Origin of the sequence: Flagellimonas algicola, assembly GCF_005937185.1 — a bacterium.
GTDB lineage: Bacteria > Bacteroidota > Bacteroidia > Flavobacteriales > Flavobacteriaceae > Flagellimonas > Flagellimonas algicola.
Genome location: NZ_VCNI01000004.1, coordinates 105826 through 123566 on the forward strand (window position 1 = coordinate 105826; position 17741 = coordinate 123566).

At 41.6% G+C, this 17741-nt stretch carries 11 protein-coding genes; 9 read left to right on the forward strand and 2 right to left on the reverse strand.

The window, feature by feature from the left end:
- Window positions 1–1118: 1118 nt before the first annotated feature.
- On the reverse strand, window positions 1119–1970 hold the full coding sequence (locus FGG15_RS18220; protein ID WP_138839029.1) for an AraC family transcriptional regulator: 852 nt from the start codon (window positions 1968–1970) through the stop codon (window positions 1119–1121).
- A 241-nt stretch (window positions 1971–2211) separates the two neighbouring features.
- Window positions 2212–3195 (reverse strand): hypothetical protein, encoded by a 984-nt coding sequence (locus FGG15_RS18225; RefSeq protein WP_202619591.1) that lies wholly within the window; start codon window positions 3193–3195, stop codon window positions 2212–2214.
- A 630-nt stretch (window positions 3196–3825) separates the two neighbouring features.
- Here FGG15_RS18225 and FGG15_RS18230 point away from each other — a divergent pair.
- The 9 genes from FGG15_RS18230 to FGG15_RS18265 all read left to right on the forward strand — a co-directional run bounded on the left by FGG15_RS18230 (window position 3826) and on the right by FGG15_RS18265 (window position 17702).
- Window positions 3826–4164 (forward strand): single-stranded DNA-binding protein, encoded by a 339-nt coding sequence (locus FGG15_RS18230; RefSeq protein WP_138839031.1) that lies wholly within the window; start codon window positions 3826–3828, stop codon window positions 4162–4164.
- 66 nt (window positions 4165–4230) lie between these two features.
- Window positions 4231–4680, forward strand: a complete 450-nt coding sequence (locus FGG15_RS18235; protein ID WP_138839033.1) for a JAB domain-containing protein — start codon at window positions 4231–4233, stop codon at window positions 4678–4680.
- A 52-nt stretch (window positions 4681–4732) separates the two neighbouring features.
- On the forward strand, window positions 4733–4906 hold the full coding sequence (locus FGG15_RS20135; RefSeq protein ID WP_161992006.1) for a hypothetical protein: 174 nt from the start codon (window positions 4733–4735) through the stop codon (window positions 4904–4906).
- Window positions 4907–5377: 471 nt separating this feature from the next.
- On the forward strand, window positions 5378–5959 hold the full coding sequence (locus tag FGG15_RS18240; protein ID WP_138839035.1) for a BfmA/BtgA family mobilization protein: 582 nt from the start codon (window positions 5378–5380) through the stop codon (window positions 5957–5959).
- A 4-nt stretch (window positions 5960–5963) separates the two neighbouring features.
- The gene (gene mobB, locus FGG15_RS18245) at window positions 5964–6983 is read left to right on the forward strand and encodes a MobB family relaxase (RefSeq protein WP_138839037.1); all 1020 of its coding nucleotides are present in this window, start codon (window positions 5964–5966) and stop codon (window positions 6981–6983) included.
- Between the two features lie 6 nt (window positions 6984–6989).
- Window positions 6990–8585 (forward strand): type IV secretory system conjugative DNA transfer family protein, encoded by a 1596-nt coding sequence (locus FGG15_RS18250; protein WP_138839039.1) that lies wholly within the window; start codon window positions 6990–6992, stop codon window positions 8583–8585.
- Between the two features lie 511 nt (window positions 8586–9096).
- Entirely contained in the window at window positions 9097–11313 is a 2217-nt protein-coding gene (locus FGG15_RS18255) for a DNA cytosine methyltransferase (RefSeq protein ID WP_138839041.1), read from the forward strand.
- The gene (locus FGG15_RS18260; RefSeq protein WP_138839043.1) at window positions 11310–12488 is read left to right on the forward strand and encodes an MvaI/BcnI restriction endonuclease family protein; all 1179 of its coding nucleotides are present in this window, start codon (window positions 11310–11312) and stop codon (window positions 12486–12488) included. Before FGG15_RS18255 ends, FGG15_RS18260 begins: the two co-directional genes overlap by 4 nt.
- Before the next feature lie 405 nt (window positions 12489–12893).
- The gene (locus tag FGG15_RS18265) at window positions 12894–17702 is read left to right on the forward strand and encodes a RecQ family ATP-dependent DNA helicase (RefSeq protein WP_138839045.1); all 4809 of its coding nucleotides are present in this window, start codon (window positions 12894–12896) and stop codon (window positions 17700–17702) included.
- Window positions 17703–17741 lie beyond the last annotated feature (39 nt).

A 17741-nucleotide genomic window follows, 5' to 3' on the forward strand; every position in this document is an offset into this window, starting at 1 on the left:
ATGTAAAGGTTTTTCCTTGGGATCCCTCCTTTTGCCTACAGCCTGCAATTATGCAAATTGAATAGAATATTATTGTTGTTGTTTTCATGCGAACTAGTGAAGATTTAATCATTGGATTTCATTTTTTGATTGGGAAAGCTGTGTTTTTTGATTTGGTTAAAAAAGAAAAAAGCGTGGGTTAAATTTCGTTGCCGGCACCTTAAATGTTTGGTTATGAAGTAGTCCAATTCGATAAGCTCCATAACCTCCCTTTGGAAAGTCCCGAGATATAAAAATTGGATCCTTCATCATCGAAGCCCCGTTCTTTTCTAATCAACTGAGGAATTTCTTCTCCCATCGTTCTTTCACAGTCTTTTATCTTATGCCACACATGCCCGCGACCATCTGCCGGCATGATTAAAATAAGCGGACTTATTTTTCCCATATCAATTAAACTTTGTAAAGTCTGGTGTGCACAGCCCCTGAAAACCCAGGCCAATGATTTCCATAAACCCCATGAAGAAGTATCACTACCTGAATTGAATTCACCATGTTCGAAATCCTATTTTAGAATGGATATAGTGATATCCGGCCTACCTGTGATATAGTTGCTCTTGATTTTTATAAATTCAAGTACAGGAATTACCTTGAAAATGGCGGACCTCTCGACTGTCCTAAAACCCCTAAAATCTATCGCCGTGTTAGCAACCAGTTCCTTTTTGACAGTTTTGACTATTCAAAAGTAGTGGCTAAAGCTTTTGGACAATGAATTGATATTAACCAATTATGCGCATATTTAGTCCTTCTGGCTTGGTTGAACTGATAAATAGGGTTATAAACGTTAAAAACCATTTGCTTTTGAAACCCTTGATACAAATACCGTGTTTGGGCAAAAGACGAGACGGGCGGGATAGGGCAAATTTTTAAATTCCCGTTGGAATTTCGAAGCGATAATACTTGTTGGCAATACTTTATTTCCCTACTGGCTTTGGCGGTGACAATTGTCAGTATATCAATGGAGCTAGCGAAAAACCGTCCTTAACAGGAAAAAAGCTGGTTGCTATAATACGTATGATTGGTCATTACTATTAGAGTCCTTAATTCAATGTTGTGGATTGTTTTCAGTCCAATTGTCAAAATCAAATCGGTTTTCCATATTTTTCCAACCGCCTGAATTCGGAAGCTGTAATCCCTTTAAGCTTCTTGAAAACCCTATTGAATTGGCTTATACTTTCAAAGCCACTTTCAAGGGCCACTTGAGAAATATTGGCGTCATCCATGAGAAGCAATTGGCAGGCATTTTCAATTCTGGAGGTATTCACAAAACTCACAAAGGAATGGCCCGTTGCCTTTCTAAACCACCTACAGAAAGATTGGGGCGTGAGATAGGCTATTTCGGAAACTTCATGGACCGTTAACTTTCTATGAAGATTATTAAGAATATACCGGGTAATTTTTTCTATACGCCCGAACTTTTGTTTCCCTTTCAGGGAGAAGGAATATTTTTTATCTGAGATTTTTCTTTTGTCATTGGTGAACGAAGCCCAATCCAATATATTGATCAAACAGGCCAACCTGTTGGCCCGGGACCTACCCTCAAAGGATATGAATAATTGTATTATCTCTTCTGTGGCGTTGAACTGGATTCCATATTTTGCCATTTCGAACAGAGCAAGGAAATAGTTGCAAGCGTGGATTTTTTCAAAAATTTCATGATTGAACTGTAATACTATTGCCTTATGGGTATGCCCTTCAGTTTTATCGGAAACCCAGTGATGGGGTAAATCTGGCCCTACCATAACCAAATCCCCAGATTGAAAGGGCTGTATGCTATCGCCAACATATCTAATGCCCTGCCCCTCCACAATCAACGTAATCTCAGTTTCGGGATGAAAATGCCAAAAAGGCTCAAACCTTGGTTTTTCGATATTGAAAAAGTTGATGGATTTTTGGTTATTCTCGAGATTAAGGATTTCTAATTCGGGTTGCATTTACGCTTTTAACTCTAATATAGTGATTTTTACATATATTAAGTTTAAATATGCGTAATTGAGAATGGTTTTTTTGGTAATAAAAGTACGTCTTCAAACAAACGTTGAACTGTTGACTTAACTTTATACTTGGAAATTCAAATTCGTATGAGGACATACAAATAAAAAGGTCAATGTATTGTTTATGCTTTTGGGAACTGAAATGTTGGCATCCGAGTGCAAAAAATCATTTTAGGGCCCATTAGTTTTTTATTTCACCCATATCGATAACTTCGAAATTGTCGAGGGTAACACTTCTTAAACTTCGTAGATCGTCATTGTCCCACAATTCGTTCGGAGCACCGGAGATAAACATATCAGATCCTACATCAGCCAGTATTATCCCATACTTCTTCATAGCAACTAGGATTATTTGATTTATTTCCGAAAAACTGCTAATATCAAAGTCAGATTTTAATCTCAACCTGGCTCCAAAAGGCAGTAGATTATCATTTCTTTCACCGGAAACCAAATGGCGAGCGGGGTGAACATAGCCTTCATATATTTTGGACCTGCCAATGGTGAACCTTATGGGATGATCAATTTCACCCTTCTCTATTTCTGGATATCTGACCAGTAATGGGAAAATGGGTAATCCAGCAGCGTCCGCGGATGTCCAGCCATCTGGCCTAAAAGTCGTTTTGTTAAGGTCAAAAACGGCCGCGGACGAAGCTTCAAAACCATTGCCCACTTGAGACGCATTATATAGCTCATATAGCATGCCGTTGTCAACATCAATGGCAATGACATGACTATCACCTTCACCATTTCCCTCAATTGGGGCATTCAATGGAATTGGAAATGGGCCTTGGTCACTTTCTTCACCATAATTGCCGTCATAATTATTTCCCCTAAAGGCAATGGGCACTTTGGCCTGCCCTTGATTAACAACGGTATAAGGTATTCCAATGGGGGCCCCTTGATAGGTTCCACTTCCAAAATCGGCAAATAATCCGTTGTCCAAGCCCATATTCTCCAATATCTGATCTGATTTTGAGTCAATGGGAGCATTGGATATATCCAAGTTCAATGGGTGGTCTTCAGGGAATAATTGAATGTTTTCCGCTTCTGATAGTTCACTGTTAGAACCCTGCTCTTCCTCGTCCGCAACCTGATCTGTAGAGCAGGATGAAATCAAAATGTTTAGTACAAATAGATACAGCAAAAAAGATTTGGATGGTTTCATATTACATATTTTATAGATTAAAACTTACCCATTGCGCAATTATTGTTTTTATTCGATGAAGTACGGCCCTTTTTTAAATTGAAAATCAAACCGCTGGTAATTTGCAATTGATCTTATGGAACCCCAGTTCATTTTTAAATGCATCTTCCCTTTATAGGCCCTTCTTGGGGATTTGCGGTGTAATGGTGTATCCGTCTTTTGATCAATCAATTTTAAGGGGTCTGTAATAAAAGAAGCCCTGCTTGTTTTTCGGGGCATCGAAAAACAGGGCAGGACCCAAGGACTTCCAATCAGGACACTATCCGCTACGCTCACTTTACTTCCCGTACGTTCCCTTGCAAATAGGTCTGAAAGAATTCCTAAGGCCCTTGTCGGACCTGTCAAGGCCAAGCCCTGTTTTGCTCATAAATAGGGCATCCACTTCCTTGAAGCCCTTGTCTGCCTACCGGCAGACCCAAGGATCTTGCCAGGTCGCGGACCCTCCCGATTTCATCCCAAAAGCCTTGACAGAACCCCCTTCTTTCATTGTGCTGTGCACAGAGGAAACCAAACGAACGCCCCTTAAAATTTGAGTCCGATGGAGCAAAAAAAAACAGGGGGCAAATCAATAATCATTTAAATCTTTTTATCATGAGTACACTGAGAAACAAAGTACAGTTGATCGGAAACGTTGGGCAGGACCCGACCATTACAGACCTTGAAAGCGGAAAAAAGCTGGCACGTCTGAACTTGGCCACCAATGAACACTACAAGAATGCCCAAGGAGAGCGGGTGACCAATACCCAGTGGCATACCGTAATCGCCTGGGGCAAAACAGCGGAGATTATCGAAGGCTTTGTGACCAAGGGCAAGGAGATTGCCGTGGAAGGGAAACTGACCTCCCGTTCCTATGAGGACAAGGAGGGGAGCAAACGCTATGTGACCGAAGTAGTGGTGGGTGAGATCCTATTGTTGGGCGGTAATGACTGATCTATGGATGGGTGTCCCAAAACCTTTGGGCACCCTTTCTTCCTTTTCACCTTTCAAACAGATATCATGGAACACACCGTCAATGAAATACAGATCAGTTACCGCGAGAGGCTCAGCACCCTGCGATCGTTCTCTCTTTCCAATTCCTATGAAGTGGCCCAACTGTTGTTCAAAAACTGGGACAGCAACACCATTGGGCTGCACGAAACCTTCAAGATCTTGTTGCTCAACCAGTCCAACAAGGTCAAAGGGATTTACCCATTGTCCATGGGGGGGATATCCGCAACCTTGGTGGATTTGCGCATCCTCTTCGCCATTGTACTAAAAACACTGTCCGTAGGTATCATATTGGCCCACAACCATCCCTCTGGGCAAATGAGGGCCAGTGAGGCAGACCGCCAGCTCACCCAAAAGATCCAACAAGGGGCAAAACTTTTTGATGTCCAGGTACTGGATCATATCATCCTGGCTCCCGATGGACGGTATTACAGTTTTGCCGATAATGGGTTCCTGTAGGACAATGCGTTGAAAAAATCAATGAACAGCGAAAAGCCTAAAATGGGAAATTATGGAAACACGTATTAGAAAAGTGTTGGAAATTCCGGCAAGAAAACGCCAGGGCCAAGCGATGGAAAGAAAAGCCACTGCGGATAAATCCTTCCTATTGGTGATCAACCTTGGAATCTTCAGGTTTGAATACAGCAAGGAACAAACATGGCCCACAACGCACCAAGAGGTCTAGATGCCAAAGACTCTCGAAAGAGAGTCTTTGGTCAGTCATCTAACGTCCTGGACCTTTCATATCGGCCTTCAAATGCCATTTGATGCAAAATCCCCCTAATTGTCCACAATGCGCGTTTTCATCATAGGGGAATAGTCGCTACATTTATATGGTGCCACCATGTGCACGATGTACGGCATTAATTCTGATCTGCCACGGCGGACCGATTTGACTTTCCCAAAGTCCGTACAAACAAAAGATTTTTAGAACCGAAGCAACTGGTTTTCCAACCCTGTTGTGCTTGATTTTTGGCCCTGCGGGACGAAAAGGAGAAGCAAGAGGGTAGCGCGCTCGCGCGGCGCTACCGATTATGATTGCTTCGCAAGGCCCTTGTTTATTGGGTTTAGTGATTCTGGTCATGTTGGTGCCCAAGTGATTTTTAATGGAAAAATGAGCTGGGCCCTGTAAAACCAAGGAATTTTTAATGGAAAAATGGATAAAGGATATCAAAAGGAACGGTTTACATGTCTAAGCATCAAGATCTCAATTGCCAAAAAATATCGGAGGTTTTGTAAAACCCTTGGCAGGTCACAGTCCATGACCTTATTGGCGATGATGGAATTTTTTGAAGGAAATGGAATCTCCCCTGACGAGCGGATGCATGATACCATCTCCAGTCTTAAATATTTGGTGAAGCAACGCTTCAATGCCATGATCGCCATTATACGTAGCATCGAAAAGGAACAGACCCTGCCCACGATCAGTATGATCCAGGCCCTCTTTGAACAGGAACTCGAATCCGACGGGGAGGAATGGGAAGGGGACTTTGACTTTATGGAACGGCAACTGACGGAAACCACCCCAAAGGAGGAGGAAATTCTGGATGTGGAAACGACGGTACCCAAGATCCGGTACGATAGGCTAGAGGAACAAATGGAGGACTTGAAATGTGATTTTGCACATGTTCTGGGCCATGTGGTCCTGTCCAAGAACCGATTTGGAAAGGACCATCTTCGATTGGATTTAAATCCAGAAGAAATAGAAAAGTATAGAAGAAAACTCAAAAACCTGTAACACCATGTACATAGGCATTACACGCCAGCAACTGGGGGAGAACTTTCGCGGCAGTGTCCGTGACTTTGTCAACTACCTTGAAAAGGAGAACGAAGGTAAGGCACCAAAACTTCAGGAACTATATTTCAACCAAGAAGAGCATGGTATCGATACGGAGCGGGTCATAGCCGAGATCGATGCCAACACCGCCAAGCTCAAAAAACGGGATCCCAAGTTCTATTCCATTGTGGTAAGCCCATCACAACGGGAACTTGAACATATCGGCAACAGTCCCGAGAAATTGAAACAATATACCCGGGAACTGATGAAGGCCTATGCGGCATCCTTTTATCGAGATAGGGAAGTGACCGTTAAGGATATCCTCTATTTTGCCAAATTGGAGCGGGAACGGACCTATTCCCAGCGGGACCGTGAAGTGAGGGAGAACCAATCGTATGCCACCCAAATCTTGGAACTCAAGCAGCGGATCTGGGCCATGGAAAATGGAGAAGAACAGGGGAATATCGAACAACTTCAAGAGCGGATAAGGGTCCTGGATAGGGATGCGCCCCATCGGCAAAACGGAAAACGGATTGTTCCGGGGATGGCCAAGGAAGGCCATCAGAGCCATATCCATATCATTGTCAGCCGCAAGGATGTGACCAATACCCATAGCCTGTCCCCAGGATCCAAGTTCCGGATCTCGGAGACCATTCTCAATGGGTCAACCGTAAAACAGGGGTTTGATAGGGGCAGGTTCTACCGTGGGGCGGAAAAGACTTTTGATAGTAAGTTCGGGTACCGCCGAAATTTTGTGGAGACCTATCATGCCCGTAACCTCTTGGACAAGGACCCCAAACATTTCTTTGCCCTGTTATTGGGCCTTCCGACACATGAGAAACAGCTGGCCCGCCAATTGCTGTTCAGGGCAGGGGTACGGGTACCCACCTTCCCTGTCAACAAAACACAGTTGGCCCACAAGGCCTTGAAACAACTAAAGAAGGGAATCGGAAAAGCTCTGGAATCAGGAACGATCGGGATTTAATGCACTATGGAATATTTTGGATGGATACAGCTAGTGGTGGCCCTGCTGATCGGGGGAGGGGTTTCTTATGGGGCCGTTCGATATGTCAAATACGGATTTCTTTGGGTACTCCTTGGGCTTGTGTTGATGGCCATTGGGACTTTGGTGGTCCTGGATCGGGAATTGTTTCTTAGGGCATTATTGGGACTATGGTTGCCTTTACTGTTCTTGCATACGGTCTTATATGGCCTTAACGGAAAAGGAAGGGGATCACCAAGGGCCTCCAAGATCTTTGAGGTAAAACTCAAGGTCCGGGGCAGATCCTTGGTACTTGGGAATATCCGTCGGGGCGTGTCCGTGATGGCCTCCGCCGGAAGCGGAAAGACCGAGAGTGTGATCTATGGGTTCCTGAAGCATTTCAAAAAGCAAGGTTTTTCCGGAATCATCCACGACTACAAGGATTTTGAGATCACGGAAATGGCCTGGCCGCTATGGAAAGATGGGGGAGTGCCCTTTCATGTGGTATCCTTCGGACCCATCCACCAGCGTGTCAATCCCATAGCTCCAAGGTACCTGCCCGATGAGGAAAGCGTGCATGAGGTATCAAGGGTACTCTTGGAAAATCTCATGGAACACCGGGATTCGGACGGGAACAGCACCTCCCGCTTCTTTAAGGATGCCGCCGAAGGCCTGATCAGTGGGCTGATATGGCGATTGAAAACGGATTATCCCGATTATTGCACCTTGCCCCACCTGATGGCCCTCTACCAACAGCTTGGCATCAAAAGCTTGGTCAAGTTCCTGCGGAAAAACATTACCTCACGGGCCATGGCCGATGCTTTTATCAGTGGGGTGGGGTCGGAGCGGCAGACCGCCGGGGTGCTGAGTACCTTGGCAAATGCCATTAAAAAGATCAGTACCCGGAAAATATTTTGGGTCCTGTCCGTGGATGAGGTTCCACTGGATATCAACCATCCCAAAAACCCTGCTGTCATTGCCCTGGTGAACAATCCCCAAAAAGATGCTTCCCTCTCACCGGTGATCGCCACCATTATCCATACCATCTCCAAACAAATGGCCCAACGGAAACGACAGCCCTCCTTTATGTTGTTGGAGGAAGCATCCACCATTCGTCTGTTGAACATGCACCGTATCCCCGCCACTTTGAGGAGCTATGATATCGTAAGCCTTTATGTACTGCAGGATAAGATCCAAAACGATATGATGTATGGGGAGAAGGCCAGTAAAGCCATTTTGAGCAACCTGTCCTATCAGTTTTTTGGGAAGGTGAACGACCCCGATACCGCCAAATATTATGAACGTTTTTTTGAAATTGTCAAACGTCCCACAAGGAGTGTGAGCAAAAGCACGGGGCTGAACCTGGAGCGTCGAATCACCGAAGGGGAGAAGGAAGTCTCCAAACGAAGGGCTGATGTGTTCTTTCGGTTGCGACAGGGAGAGTTTGTGGTGTTTGCGGATGGCAAGGACCGGAAGGTGCAGTTTCCAAAACCTGAGATATTCAGGGGACTGCCCGAACCGGTTCCGTATACCGATAGGGAACTGGAACAACACTACCTTAAGGTGCATCGGGAGATCAAGTCGATATTTCGTGGGCCTGATTGATTATTAATTAAAATGTCGCTTATTTGCGACAAATACCTACTTTTTGTCGCAAATAAGCGACATTAGTAAAGACATTCAGTGATTCTTTGAAATGAAAAGGATGAGACCAAATTTCCCTAATAAGTATAGTAAACTCTTCTTGTTTAAATTGAATTTGCTTTTTTGTTACTTGACAAAAATACTTGGTACTTTCATTATATGTTTTTGAATATAAAATTAGATGAAGTCACAAAATTATATGTGCTAACATATAATTAAGGTCAAATCCAATGCTGTGAAAGGCAATCACTTGTGATTCAAATTCTTCATTGTTTTGAGTTTTATGGACTTCTTTTTGGACACTTGATTTGGAACGGCATTATCTATTGTTGCATCAAGGGATTAGATCGATTTTTAAATGATCTAGTTTTAAGGTATGGAATGAATAGGAATGTTTTTTTAAAAAAAAATTGGAATATTTTGCTACTGTCCGTAGATTTGTCCGTGTCCGTAAATATGTCCGTAAATTACCATGGCAACATTTAACTTCTATCTCGATAAGACCGATAAAAAAGGTTTTGCCCCCATTCACCTCAGAATCAATTGCAATGCCGAACAGATAAAGGTCTCCACCAAGGAGAAAGTCAAACCGGAAGAGTTTGACAAAGAAACCCAATCAGTGATCAGTAGTTCCGATAGAGCTGTTGAGATCAACTATTATTTGGGATATTTAAGGGACAGGGCAGAGGAACTGTTCAACAACTCCCTCAAGACACGGTATACGGATAAGGAAATCAAGGATAAACTTACTGATTTTGTCAATGCCCATAAGGAAGGGCATGATGTGAACATTGTTCGGAAATCCGACCCTTCCAATGGGGAGGCGTTTACCTTTGTAGATCTGTTCGCCGGTGCGGGCGGTTTTAGCGAAGGTTTTTTGCAGGCGGAAAGCGACAACAAATATTTTGATTTTTTGTTGGCCAATGACATCAATGACAATTCAGAATTGACCCATTTGGTGCGGTACAATTATCAACTGGGATTGGATACGGGATTTTTATGTCAGGATATCACCGAACCTGATTTTTTGGATAACCTATTGGGCAAATTGGATGGTCAAAGCGTAGATGTTGTCTGTGGGGGACCACCTTGCCAAAGTTTTAGTTTGGCAGGTAAGCGAAAGAAGTTCGATAAAAAGGATAATCTCTTTGCTCACTATTTGGAGGTTATCAAAGTATTGCAGCCCAAGTACTTTGTCATGGAAAACGTCAAGGGTATCCTGACCAAGGAACGTGGCAAGATCAAGGAACTGGTCTTGACCGAGATCAACTCTATCGTGGACATCAATGAGATCCCAAAGCTTTCAAATTTTGTCGGCTCCTTGAAGAAGGACAGTCTTGAAGATGCCTTTATCTTGGATTGTCTGGTCAAGCGTATTGAAATGGAACAGTTTACGGAAGCGAAAGCGGAAATTGAGAAGGAGGATTATATCAGGGCCATAGATGCAAGGTTTAAAAAACTGATTCCCAATGTTGTTGATTATAAAACCAGTAAGACAGATGTCAGGGTCGGTACGATCAGACATGGGTTCAACTTGCTCATACGAAACAAGGAATGGGAGAAACTCAAAAGGGATATCATACGGGAAAAGGATTACTGCAATATCGACAATGATGACTTTGTGGACACCTTTACCGAATTTTTGGTGCATCTTGATGCTCAGGAAATCATCGATAAAATTGAAAAGGCCTTTCAGGACCTTAAGGTTGATAAAAAGTTCAAAAAGCAATGCGGGGATATCATCCATGCCTTGAAGATCTATGTGCTCAATATTGATGATTGCCTGACCACAATAAAAAAGTTTTGTAATAAAAAACAAGAGCAGGAACTGCAAAAGATCATTGATGATATAAGGCTATATAAAATTGAAGCACCCTTTGTGGCCAATTCCTCGAATTATGGGGTGCCCCAGAATAGGGAACGGGTACTGTTCATTGGGTGTAGAAAGGATCAGCAGTTTATCTCGGAGATTCCCGCTACAGTAAAGGAAGAGGAAAAGGTTTCTGTTTTTGAAGCGCTATATGATCTGGATTTCATAGGGAACAATGAGGAGGTCCATGACTATCAGCCCGTTGATATCACCAAACAATACAATGGTGTTGCCAAAAAAATGAAAGGATTGTTGAGGCCTAGATCAATAGCGGGAAAACCTTTGACCAAAAGAAATGGAAAAACTTTTGCGGAATGGAGCAAAACGGGTCGTCTTAACGGTCGGTTTGTGAATGCCGCGAAACCTTTTTATGTAAAAAATACGGAGGCCTTGGACAACAATCAAAGGGACCATGCTTTACTTCACAATCATAAGAGCAGTAATCAGAATGATAATGTAATCAAGCGGCTTGATATCATCTTGAAGGAAGGGGATTATAAGAAAGCGCAGGAAAAGTTGAACCAGTGTGGGCTGGCTTCCAATAAACGCAATTATAATGTGTTGAAGCCCGAAAGTCAAAGTCCGACCGTAATGACCATCCCCGATGATTACATCCACTACAATTCCCCACGGGCTCTGACCGTCCGTGAAATGGCCCGATTACAATCCTTTGACGATTCCTTTGTGTTTCAGGGCAAGCGTTCCACGGGGGGCAATAATAGAAAATCAGAACTACCACAATACACCTTGGTTGGTAATGCAGTTCCTCCATTAATGGCCAGAGCAGTGGCCATGGAAATCTTAAAAAACATAAAGTGAGGAAACTTACCGAGGCCGAACAAGACAAGATCAAGGTCCTGACCAAACATCAAGTGCCATTTACTTTGATCGAGCCTACGGGGACGGGTTTAAGGAAAGCGATTATGGATGCTACCGGACCTGTGCGCAGCTTTTTGGAAAGTAAGAATATCCATGAGTATGGATTACAGGAACAAGGACCAAAGAATAAAGTGTTGTTTCCTGCGGTGATACATGAGGGATCTAGAGTGGTAAGGTCAAAGGCTTCTTTATACCGTCCGGTCACAAAGAATGGCGATCCCAGAATTTGGTTCTACGGACTGTCCAATTTTGCAGCACCCAATGATATTGTTGCAATCACCTATTTTGATGATAGTTTCCAGATTTTTAACCTGACACAATTGGATATTGAAGGGCTTGTGGGTTCTGCCATACGGAACCCCCTTCAAGAATTGATCTTGGAAATCAACACTGTTGAAAATGAAGTGGCCTTTGAGTTATTGGCCATGCTTCGTAGAGTGGCAAGCTCCGGACCCATACCCTCAGTAGTGGATGCGGATACCTCCGTGGGACGGACCCTTGAAACGGCACTTGGCATAGATATCAATTCATCCAAAAAACCGGATTATAAGGGAATTGAGCTCAAGTCCTTCCGAAATAACAGAACGAACAGGAAAAACCTGTTTGCCCAAGTGCCCGATTGGACATTGAGCAAGTTTAAAAGTTCCGAGGAGATCTTGGATACTTTTGGATATGAACGTGGAGACGATTTTAAACTGTATTGTACGGTTTCTGCAATAAATAGAAATTCTCAAGGCTTAAGTCTAAGATTGGATAATGACATAAGTCAATTGATTGAAAACTCCCATGATCCCGCAATCGGGGATTTTGTCATATGGACCTTGGACAAACTTCATGATCGACTCATGGAAAAGCATAAAGAGACATTTTGGATAGAAGCTGAGAGCAGTACAATTGGTGGTACGGAGCATTTCCTGTACAAATTGGTGGAGCATACCAAAAAACCGATAACCTCCCAATTTGACCTGCTCGTTGATCAGGGAATCATTACACTTGACCATCTGATCAAACGGAATTCCAAGGGAAAAGTTGTTGAAAAAGGGCCATTGTTCAAGATCAAACCGAAAGGAATTGGACTTCTATTTCCACCTAGTGAGACCTATGCCTTAATTTAATAAAAGGATGTTTGTGTAACTCCTTCTTTAGGATATTTGACGGGCTACACCGGAACTAATTCGAAGCGACGGATACCTATAACCAGGGCATGTTTTGAATCAGCTTGTTGCTTTTCAATTGTTTATTGGTGTTTTTGGGAGCTCAATTATCCCCATCGATAACGGTATACTATGACCTGCGTTTCCAGTATATTATGGGCATGATAAAAAAGATATCGGAAAGCTGTAAATTGATAAAGAAAAAACGAGGCCCAAAAGAAGGAAAAACCATCAAATTCAAAAGTTGAAACTATGACACGGCTTTGAACTAGGCCAGTTCAAAGCCGTTTGAAGATGTACTGATCAAAATAGTCATGTTTATATGGATCAAGTGCTTTGGAGGGGATAAGTGAATTAGACTATAGTATGCAAAACATCCTGTTTTTAGACATTGAGGTTAATCCTAAAACCAATACAATAGATTATGGAGCTACTTTTAAGGGACAGGAATTGCATGAAAGAAACACCAATAGACTGGAGCTATGGATAAAGGAGGCCAAATTCATTTGTGGTCATAACATTATCAAACATGATGTTCCAAAGCTGAAAAGTAAGTTAGGGGAAGAAGTTTTCATAGGGAAGAAATTTATCGATACATTATTATGGTCACCCATCTTATTTGTAAAGAGGCCAAACCATAAGCTTACCAAAGGCTATCGCATTGTAAATGCATCAGAAGTCAACAACCCACTTTCTGACTGTAAATTAACGGAAGACTACTTGATCAAAGAGCTAAATAGGTTCAATGAATTAAGTATATCGGAGCGAAGTGTATATTATGACTTGCTCAAGAACAAGCCCAGCTTTAATGCTTTTTTCGCCATGGCTGGTTTTGATGAATCCAAATTAGTTGAAAGACATATTGGGGAGTTGATAGGAGAGTTCATTTGTTCAACAGTTGATTTGGATCATTATGCAGATCAATACCCAGTAGGACTCGCATACGTTTTTACTTTATTAAAATTAGGCGATGCGGATGCGGTATTACCACCTTGGGTTAGGCATGAATATCCAGAAGCTGAAAAAATACTAAATGACATCCGATTTAAATCTTGCGATGATCCAGGGTGCCCGTATTGTTTGAATAAGTTGAATCCCAAAAAAGCGCTCTTTGAATTCTTTAATTATAGCGGTTTCAGAAAGTTTGAAGAACACAGAATAACCAGTTTACAAGAAGAAGCTGTAAAGGCAGGTTTGCAAAGAAAATCTTTTGTGGCCGTGTTTCCCACAGGTGGAGGGAAGTCACTGACCTTCCAATTGCCCGCATTAATGCGAGGCGTTTCCACAAGGCATTTGACCATTGTTATTTCTCCTTTGATATCCCTTATGAAAGATCAGGTCGATAATCTGAGAGACCGTTTCGGGATAACCAAGGCGGTTGCGATCAATGGTTTACTGTCGCCTCTTGAACGTCAGGAGGCCTTTGAAATGGTTTCGGATGGAAGGGCAGATTTACTTTATCTGTCCCCAGAATCGTTAAGATCTCCATCAATTTTCAGATTGATATTAACGCGTTCTGTGGGTCGTATTGTAATTGATGAAGCACACTGCTTTTCAAGTTGGGGACAGGACTTTAGGGTGGATTATCTGTTCATAGCTGATTTTATTAAAAAAATTGAAAATGAAAAGAACATCTCGCAGATTCCCGTGTCATGTTTTACGGCAACGGCAAAGCTTCAGGTAATCAAGGACATAAAATTTTATTTCCAAGATCGCTTGGGGTTGGAATTGGACGAGTTTATTACGAATAAAGGAAGATCCAATCTATCCTATGAAGTGGTTAATGTTGAAGAGCCTGAGCGCAAAATGGGTTATTTGTTGCGTGTGCTTGAGGATTGCGAAAAACCGGCAATAATTTATGCATCAAGGACCAAGCAAGTGGAAATTGTTTGCGCATTGGTAAATGAGGCCGGTTTTAATGCCACTTTTTTCCATGGGAAATTGGACAAGGATACGAAAAAGGCAAACATGGATGCCTTTATGAAGGAGGACAATGAAATCATTGTGGCCACTTCAGCTTTTGGGATGGGAGTGGACAAGGACAATGTAAAGACTGTTGTTCATTATAATATTTCAGATTCACTGGAAAATTATGTTCAAGAAGCGGGCAGGGCCGGAAGGGATGAAAAAATCAATGCCAAATGCTACATATTGTACAGTGAGGAGGACTTGAACAAACATTTCAGTTTGTTACAGCGGACTAAACTGAATCACAAGGAGATCAAGGATATATGGAGAGCGATTAAAGGTCAAGCGAAGTTTAGGGATAAAATCAGTCAATCGGCTTTGGAGATTGCTAAGAAATCCGGTTGGGACGCGGAAATGCTGGACTTGGAAACGAAAGTAAAAACAGCTATCTCAGCTTTAGAGGATCAAGGGTTTTTAGTAAGGTCTTTAAACTCACCCAGAGTATTTGCCGATAGTTTATTGGTTAAAAGTTTTGGTAGTGGGCAAGAGATTCTTAGAAACAGTAAAAAAATAACAGATCAAGATAAGAAAGACTGTGGCATTGTTTTAAAACGGATAATCACCGATGGCGAAACAAGGATAGATTACCTTGCAGATACTACTCAGTTGAGCTCAAAAAGAATACAGCATGCTGTTCGAATGCTCAGAGACCATGCAATATTGGGTGATGCTAAAGATTTAACCGCTTTTTTGAGTTTGGTTCAATCCAAAAATGGTTCAAAAAGGATATTGGAGGATTATTTAAAGGTAGAAAAGGGCATACTTGACATTATTAACGCAAATAAATTACAAATTCCATTACGGGAATTAAATCAAAGGTTGTTGGATAGTGGGGTTGTTGAATCCAATGTTGCGTATATAAGAGCCTTGCTGACGTATTGGGATAAAAGGCGATTTGTTAAGAAGAGCAGAAAGGACAAAGAAAAGGATATTTATGAAATAGAATTTATTAAACGGGAAGATCTTATTGAAGATATAAAATGGCGTCACGATTTATCGTTATCAACATTCAGGTTTCTTGAAAATCTTGCCATAAATAACAAGGAACATATAGGAGGAAAGGAAGAAGTGCCTGTTTCTTTCTCCTTACTTGAGTTGAAAGAATCCAACCAGTTTATGGGGAGTCTGGTAGAGGAGAATACCAAAAAATACGAAATCTGTTTATTGTTCTTAAATGATATTAAAGCCATATCCTTGGAGGGAGGATTTATGGTTTCTTACAACAAACTAAATATATCGGAGGTGGATACGGGCAAAAGAGTGTTTACTACTGATAACTACAGCAAGATCAAAGAGTTTTATCTACATAGAACAGAGCAAATCCATATTGTTGGGGAATATGCCAAAAAATGTGTTCAAAATTATGAATCGGCCTTAGCCTATGTCAATGACTATTTTACATTGGATTACGAGGAGTTTTTGGCCCGATATTTCCCTAGAAAGAAAAAGGAAATACAAAGGTCAATAACCCCCAAACGCTTTATGGAGATCATTGAAGATCTGGATACCGATCAAACCAAGGTCATTGAGGATAATAAATCGGACAATATATTGGTCTATGCTGGTCCGGGCAGTGGTAAGACCAAGGTTTTGGTTCATAAAATAGCCAGTTTATTGCTGATTGAAGACATAAAGCCGGAACAATTTATGATGCTTACCTTTTCAAAGGCGGCTTCACTGGAATTTAAACAGCGTGTTAGAAATCTCGTGCCCGAATATGCTGGGCTTATCAAGATTACCACTTTCCATGGTTTTTGTTTTCAATTGCTAGGTCAATTGGGAGACCTTGACAAGTCTCAAAATGTAATACGGGATTGTATTAATGCCATAAGGGCGGGCGAAATTGATATTTCGTCCCTTGAAAACAAGAGTATCTTGATGTTCGATGAGTTTCAAGATATAAATAAAGAAGAGTGGGAATTAATAGAATTGATAATTGAAAAGGCAGATAAACCACGCGTGATTGCCGTTGGGGACGACGACCAGAATATTTATGGTTTCAGGGGGTCTTTAAATGCATTTATGGGTAATTTTAGAAGTAAGTACGGGGCAACTTTATATACCCTTCCTAAAAATTATCGTAGTTATTCGGAGATAGTGGAGTTTAATAATCACGTACTGGCCTATCTTAGAAATAGATTAAAAAACCAACGGCTAATTGCCAGTCGGAATAGAGGAGAAGGACATGTCAATATCATTACATATAATGGTAAATATATAGAGAAACCTTTGGTTGAATATATAGCTGGAACGCAGTTGCCCGGAAGTAAAGCCGTTTTGACCAGAACAAATATTGAAGCATTGCAGGTTAGCTCCATGCTAAAGATGCATGGGTACAAGGTGAAGTTAATGGCAGGTTTTGACGGGTTTCGGGTTTCCGATTTGTTTGAAATTAGATGCTTTGATCGCAAATTAAGTAGTGAGGTTGGAGAATCAGGGATAATATTTGAGGCATCATGGGATCTGGCATTGGATTGGTTTAGAAAAACTTTCAAACAAAGTTTGCACTTTGAAACTTGTGTAGCCTTGATCAAGAAATTTGACCATTCAAATCCCGACAAAAAGCTTTTAGTGGAATGGAGGGAATTCTGTAGGGAAATAAATATGGAAGATGCCATAAACCCTGATTCCGAAAGTATTGTAGTATCAACTATGCACAAGGCCAAGGGGAAGGAATACGACCATGTAATGATGTTGGTGGTAGATTATGATTGTACCACTGATGAATCTAGAAGACTGTTATATGTGGCCAGTACAAGAGCCAAGAAAACCCTGCATATCCATACCAATATTGACTTTTATGATAAGATTGAATCAAAGAACATTACCAGAAGTGGGTTCATAGGGGAGTTGGGTGAACCATTGGGGTATGAGATGATTTTAGGTCATAAAGATGTAAGTTTAAGCTCTTTTAATTATCCTATTCCGTTATCAATTTTAAAGACAATTAAAACAGGCGATAAACTTGAAAAGGACATTAAGATTTTCGGTGATAGTGAAACTCCGGGATTGGCTAAGAAATCGCATGGCAATTTATTGTTGTTCTCAAAGAAGTTTGTTGCGGAACAATATAGTCCAATGATAAAAAAGGGCTATGCTATAACAAGTGGCACAGCAGAGTATGTTGTTTATTGGTACAACAAGAATGATGAAAAGGAGTATAAGATAGTTTTACCAAGGTTGAAATTTGAGAAAAGGAATTTTTGAAGGAACCTGCGGATATCACCAATAGAATTGAATTTTGAA

Coding starts and splice junctions, on each gene's coding strand:
- FGG15_RS18255 (WP_138839041.1), top strand. CDS start 9,097: ATGGCAACATTTAACTTCTATCTCGATAAGACCGATAAAAAAGGTTTT.
- FGG15_RS18250 (WP_138839039.1), top strand. CDS start 6,990: ATGGAATATTTTGGATGGATACAGCTAGTGGTGGCCCTGCTGATCGGG.
- FGG15_RS18220 (WP_138839029.1), bottom strand. CDS start 1,970: ATGCAACCCGAATTAGAAATCCTTAATCTCGAGAATAACCAAAAATCC.
- FGG15_RS18225 (WP_202619591.1), bottom strand. CDS start 3,195: ATGAAACCATCCAAATCTTTTTTGCTGTATCTATTTGTACTAAACATT.
- FGG15_RS18230 (WP_138839031.1), top strand. CDS start 3,826: ATGAGTACACTGAGAAACAAAGTACAGTTGATCGGAAACGTTGGGCAG.
- FGG15_RS18235 (WP_138839033.1), top strand. CDS start 4,231: ATGGAACACACCGTCAATGAAATACAGATCAGTTACCGCGAGAGGCTC.
- FGG15_RS20135 (WP_161992006.1), top strand. CDS start 4,733: ATGGAAACACGTATTAGAAAAGTGTTGGAAATTCCGGCAAGAAAACGC.
- FGG15_RS18240 (WP_138839035.1), top strand. CDS start 5,378: ATGGATAAAGGATATCAAAAGGAACGGTTTACATGTCTAAGCATCAAG.
- FGG15_RS18265 (WP_138839045.1), top strand. CDS start 12,894: ATGCAAAACATCCTGTTTTTAGACATTGAGGTTAATCCTAAAACCAAT.
- mobB (WP_138839037.1), top strand. CDS start 5,964: ATGTACATAGGCATTACACGCCAGCAACTGGGGGAGAACTTTCGCGGC.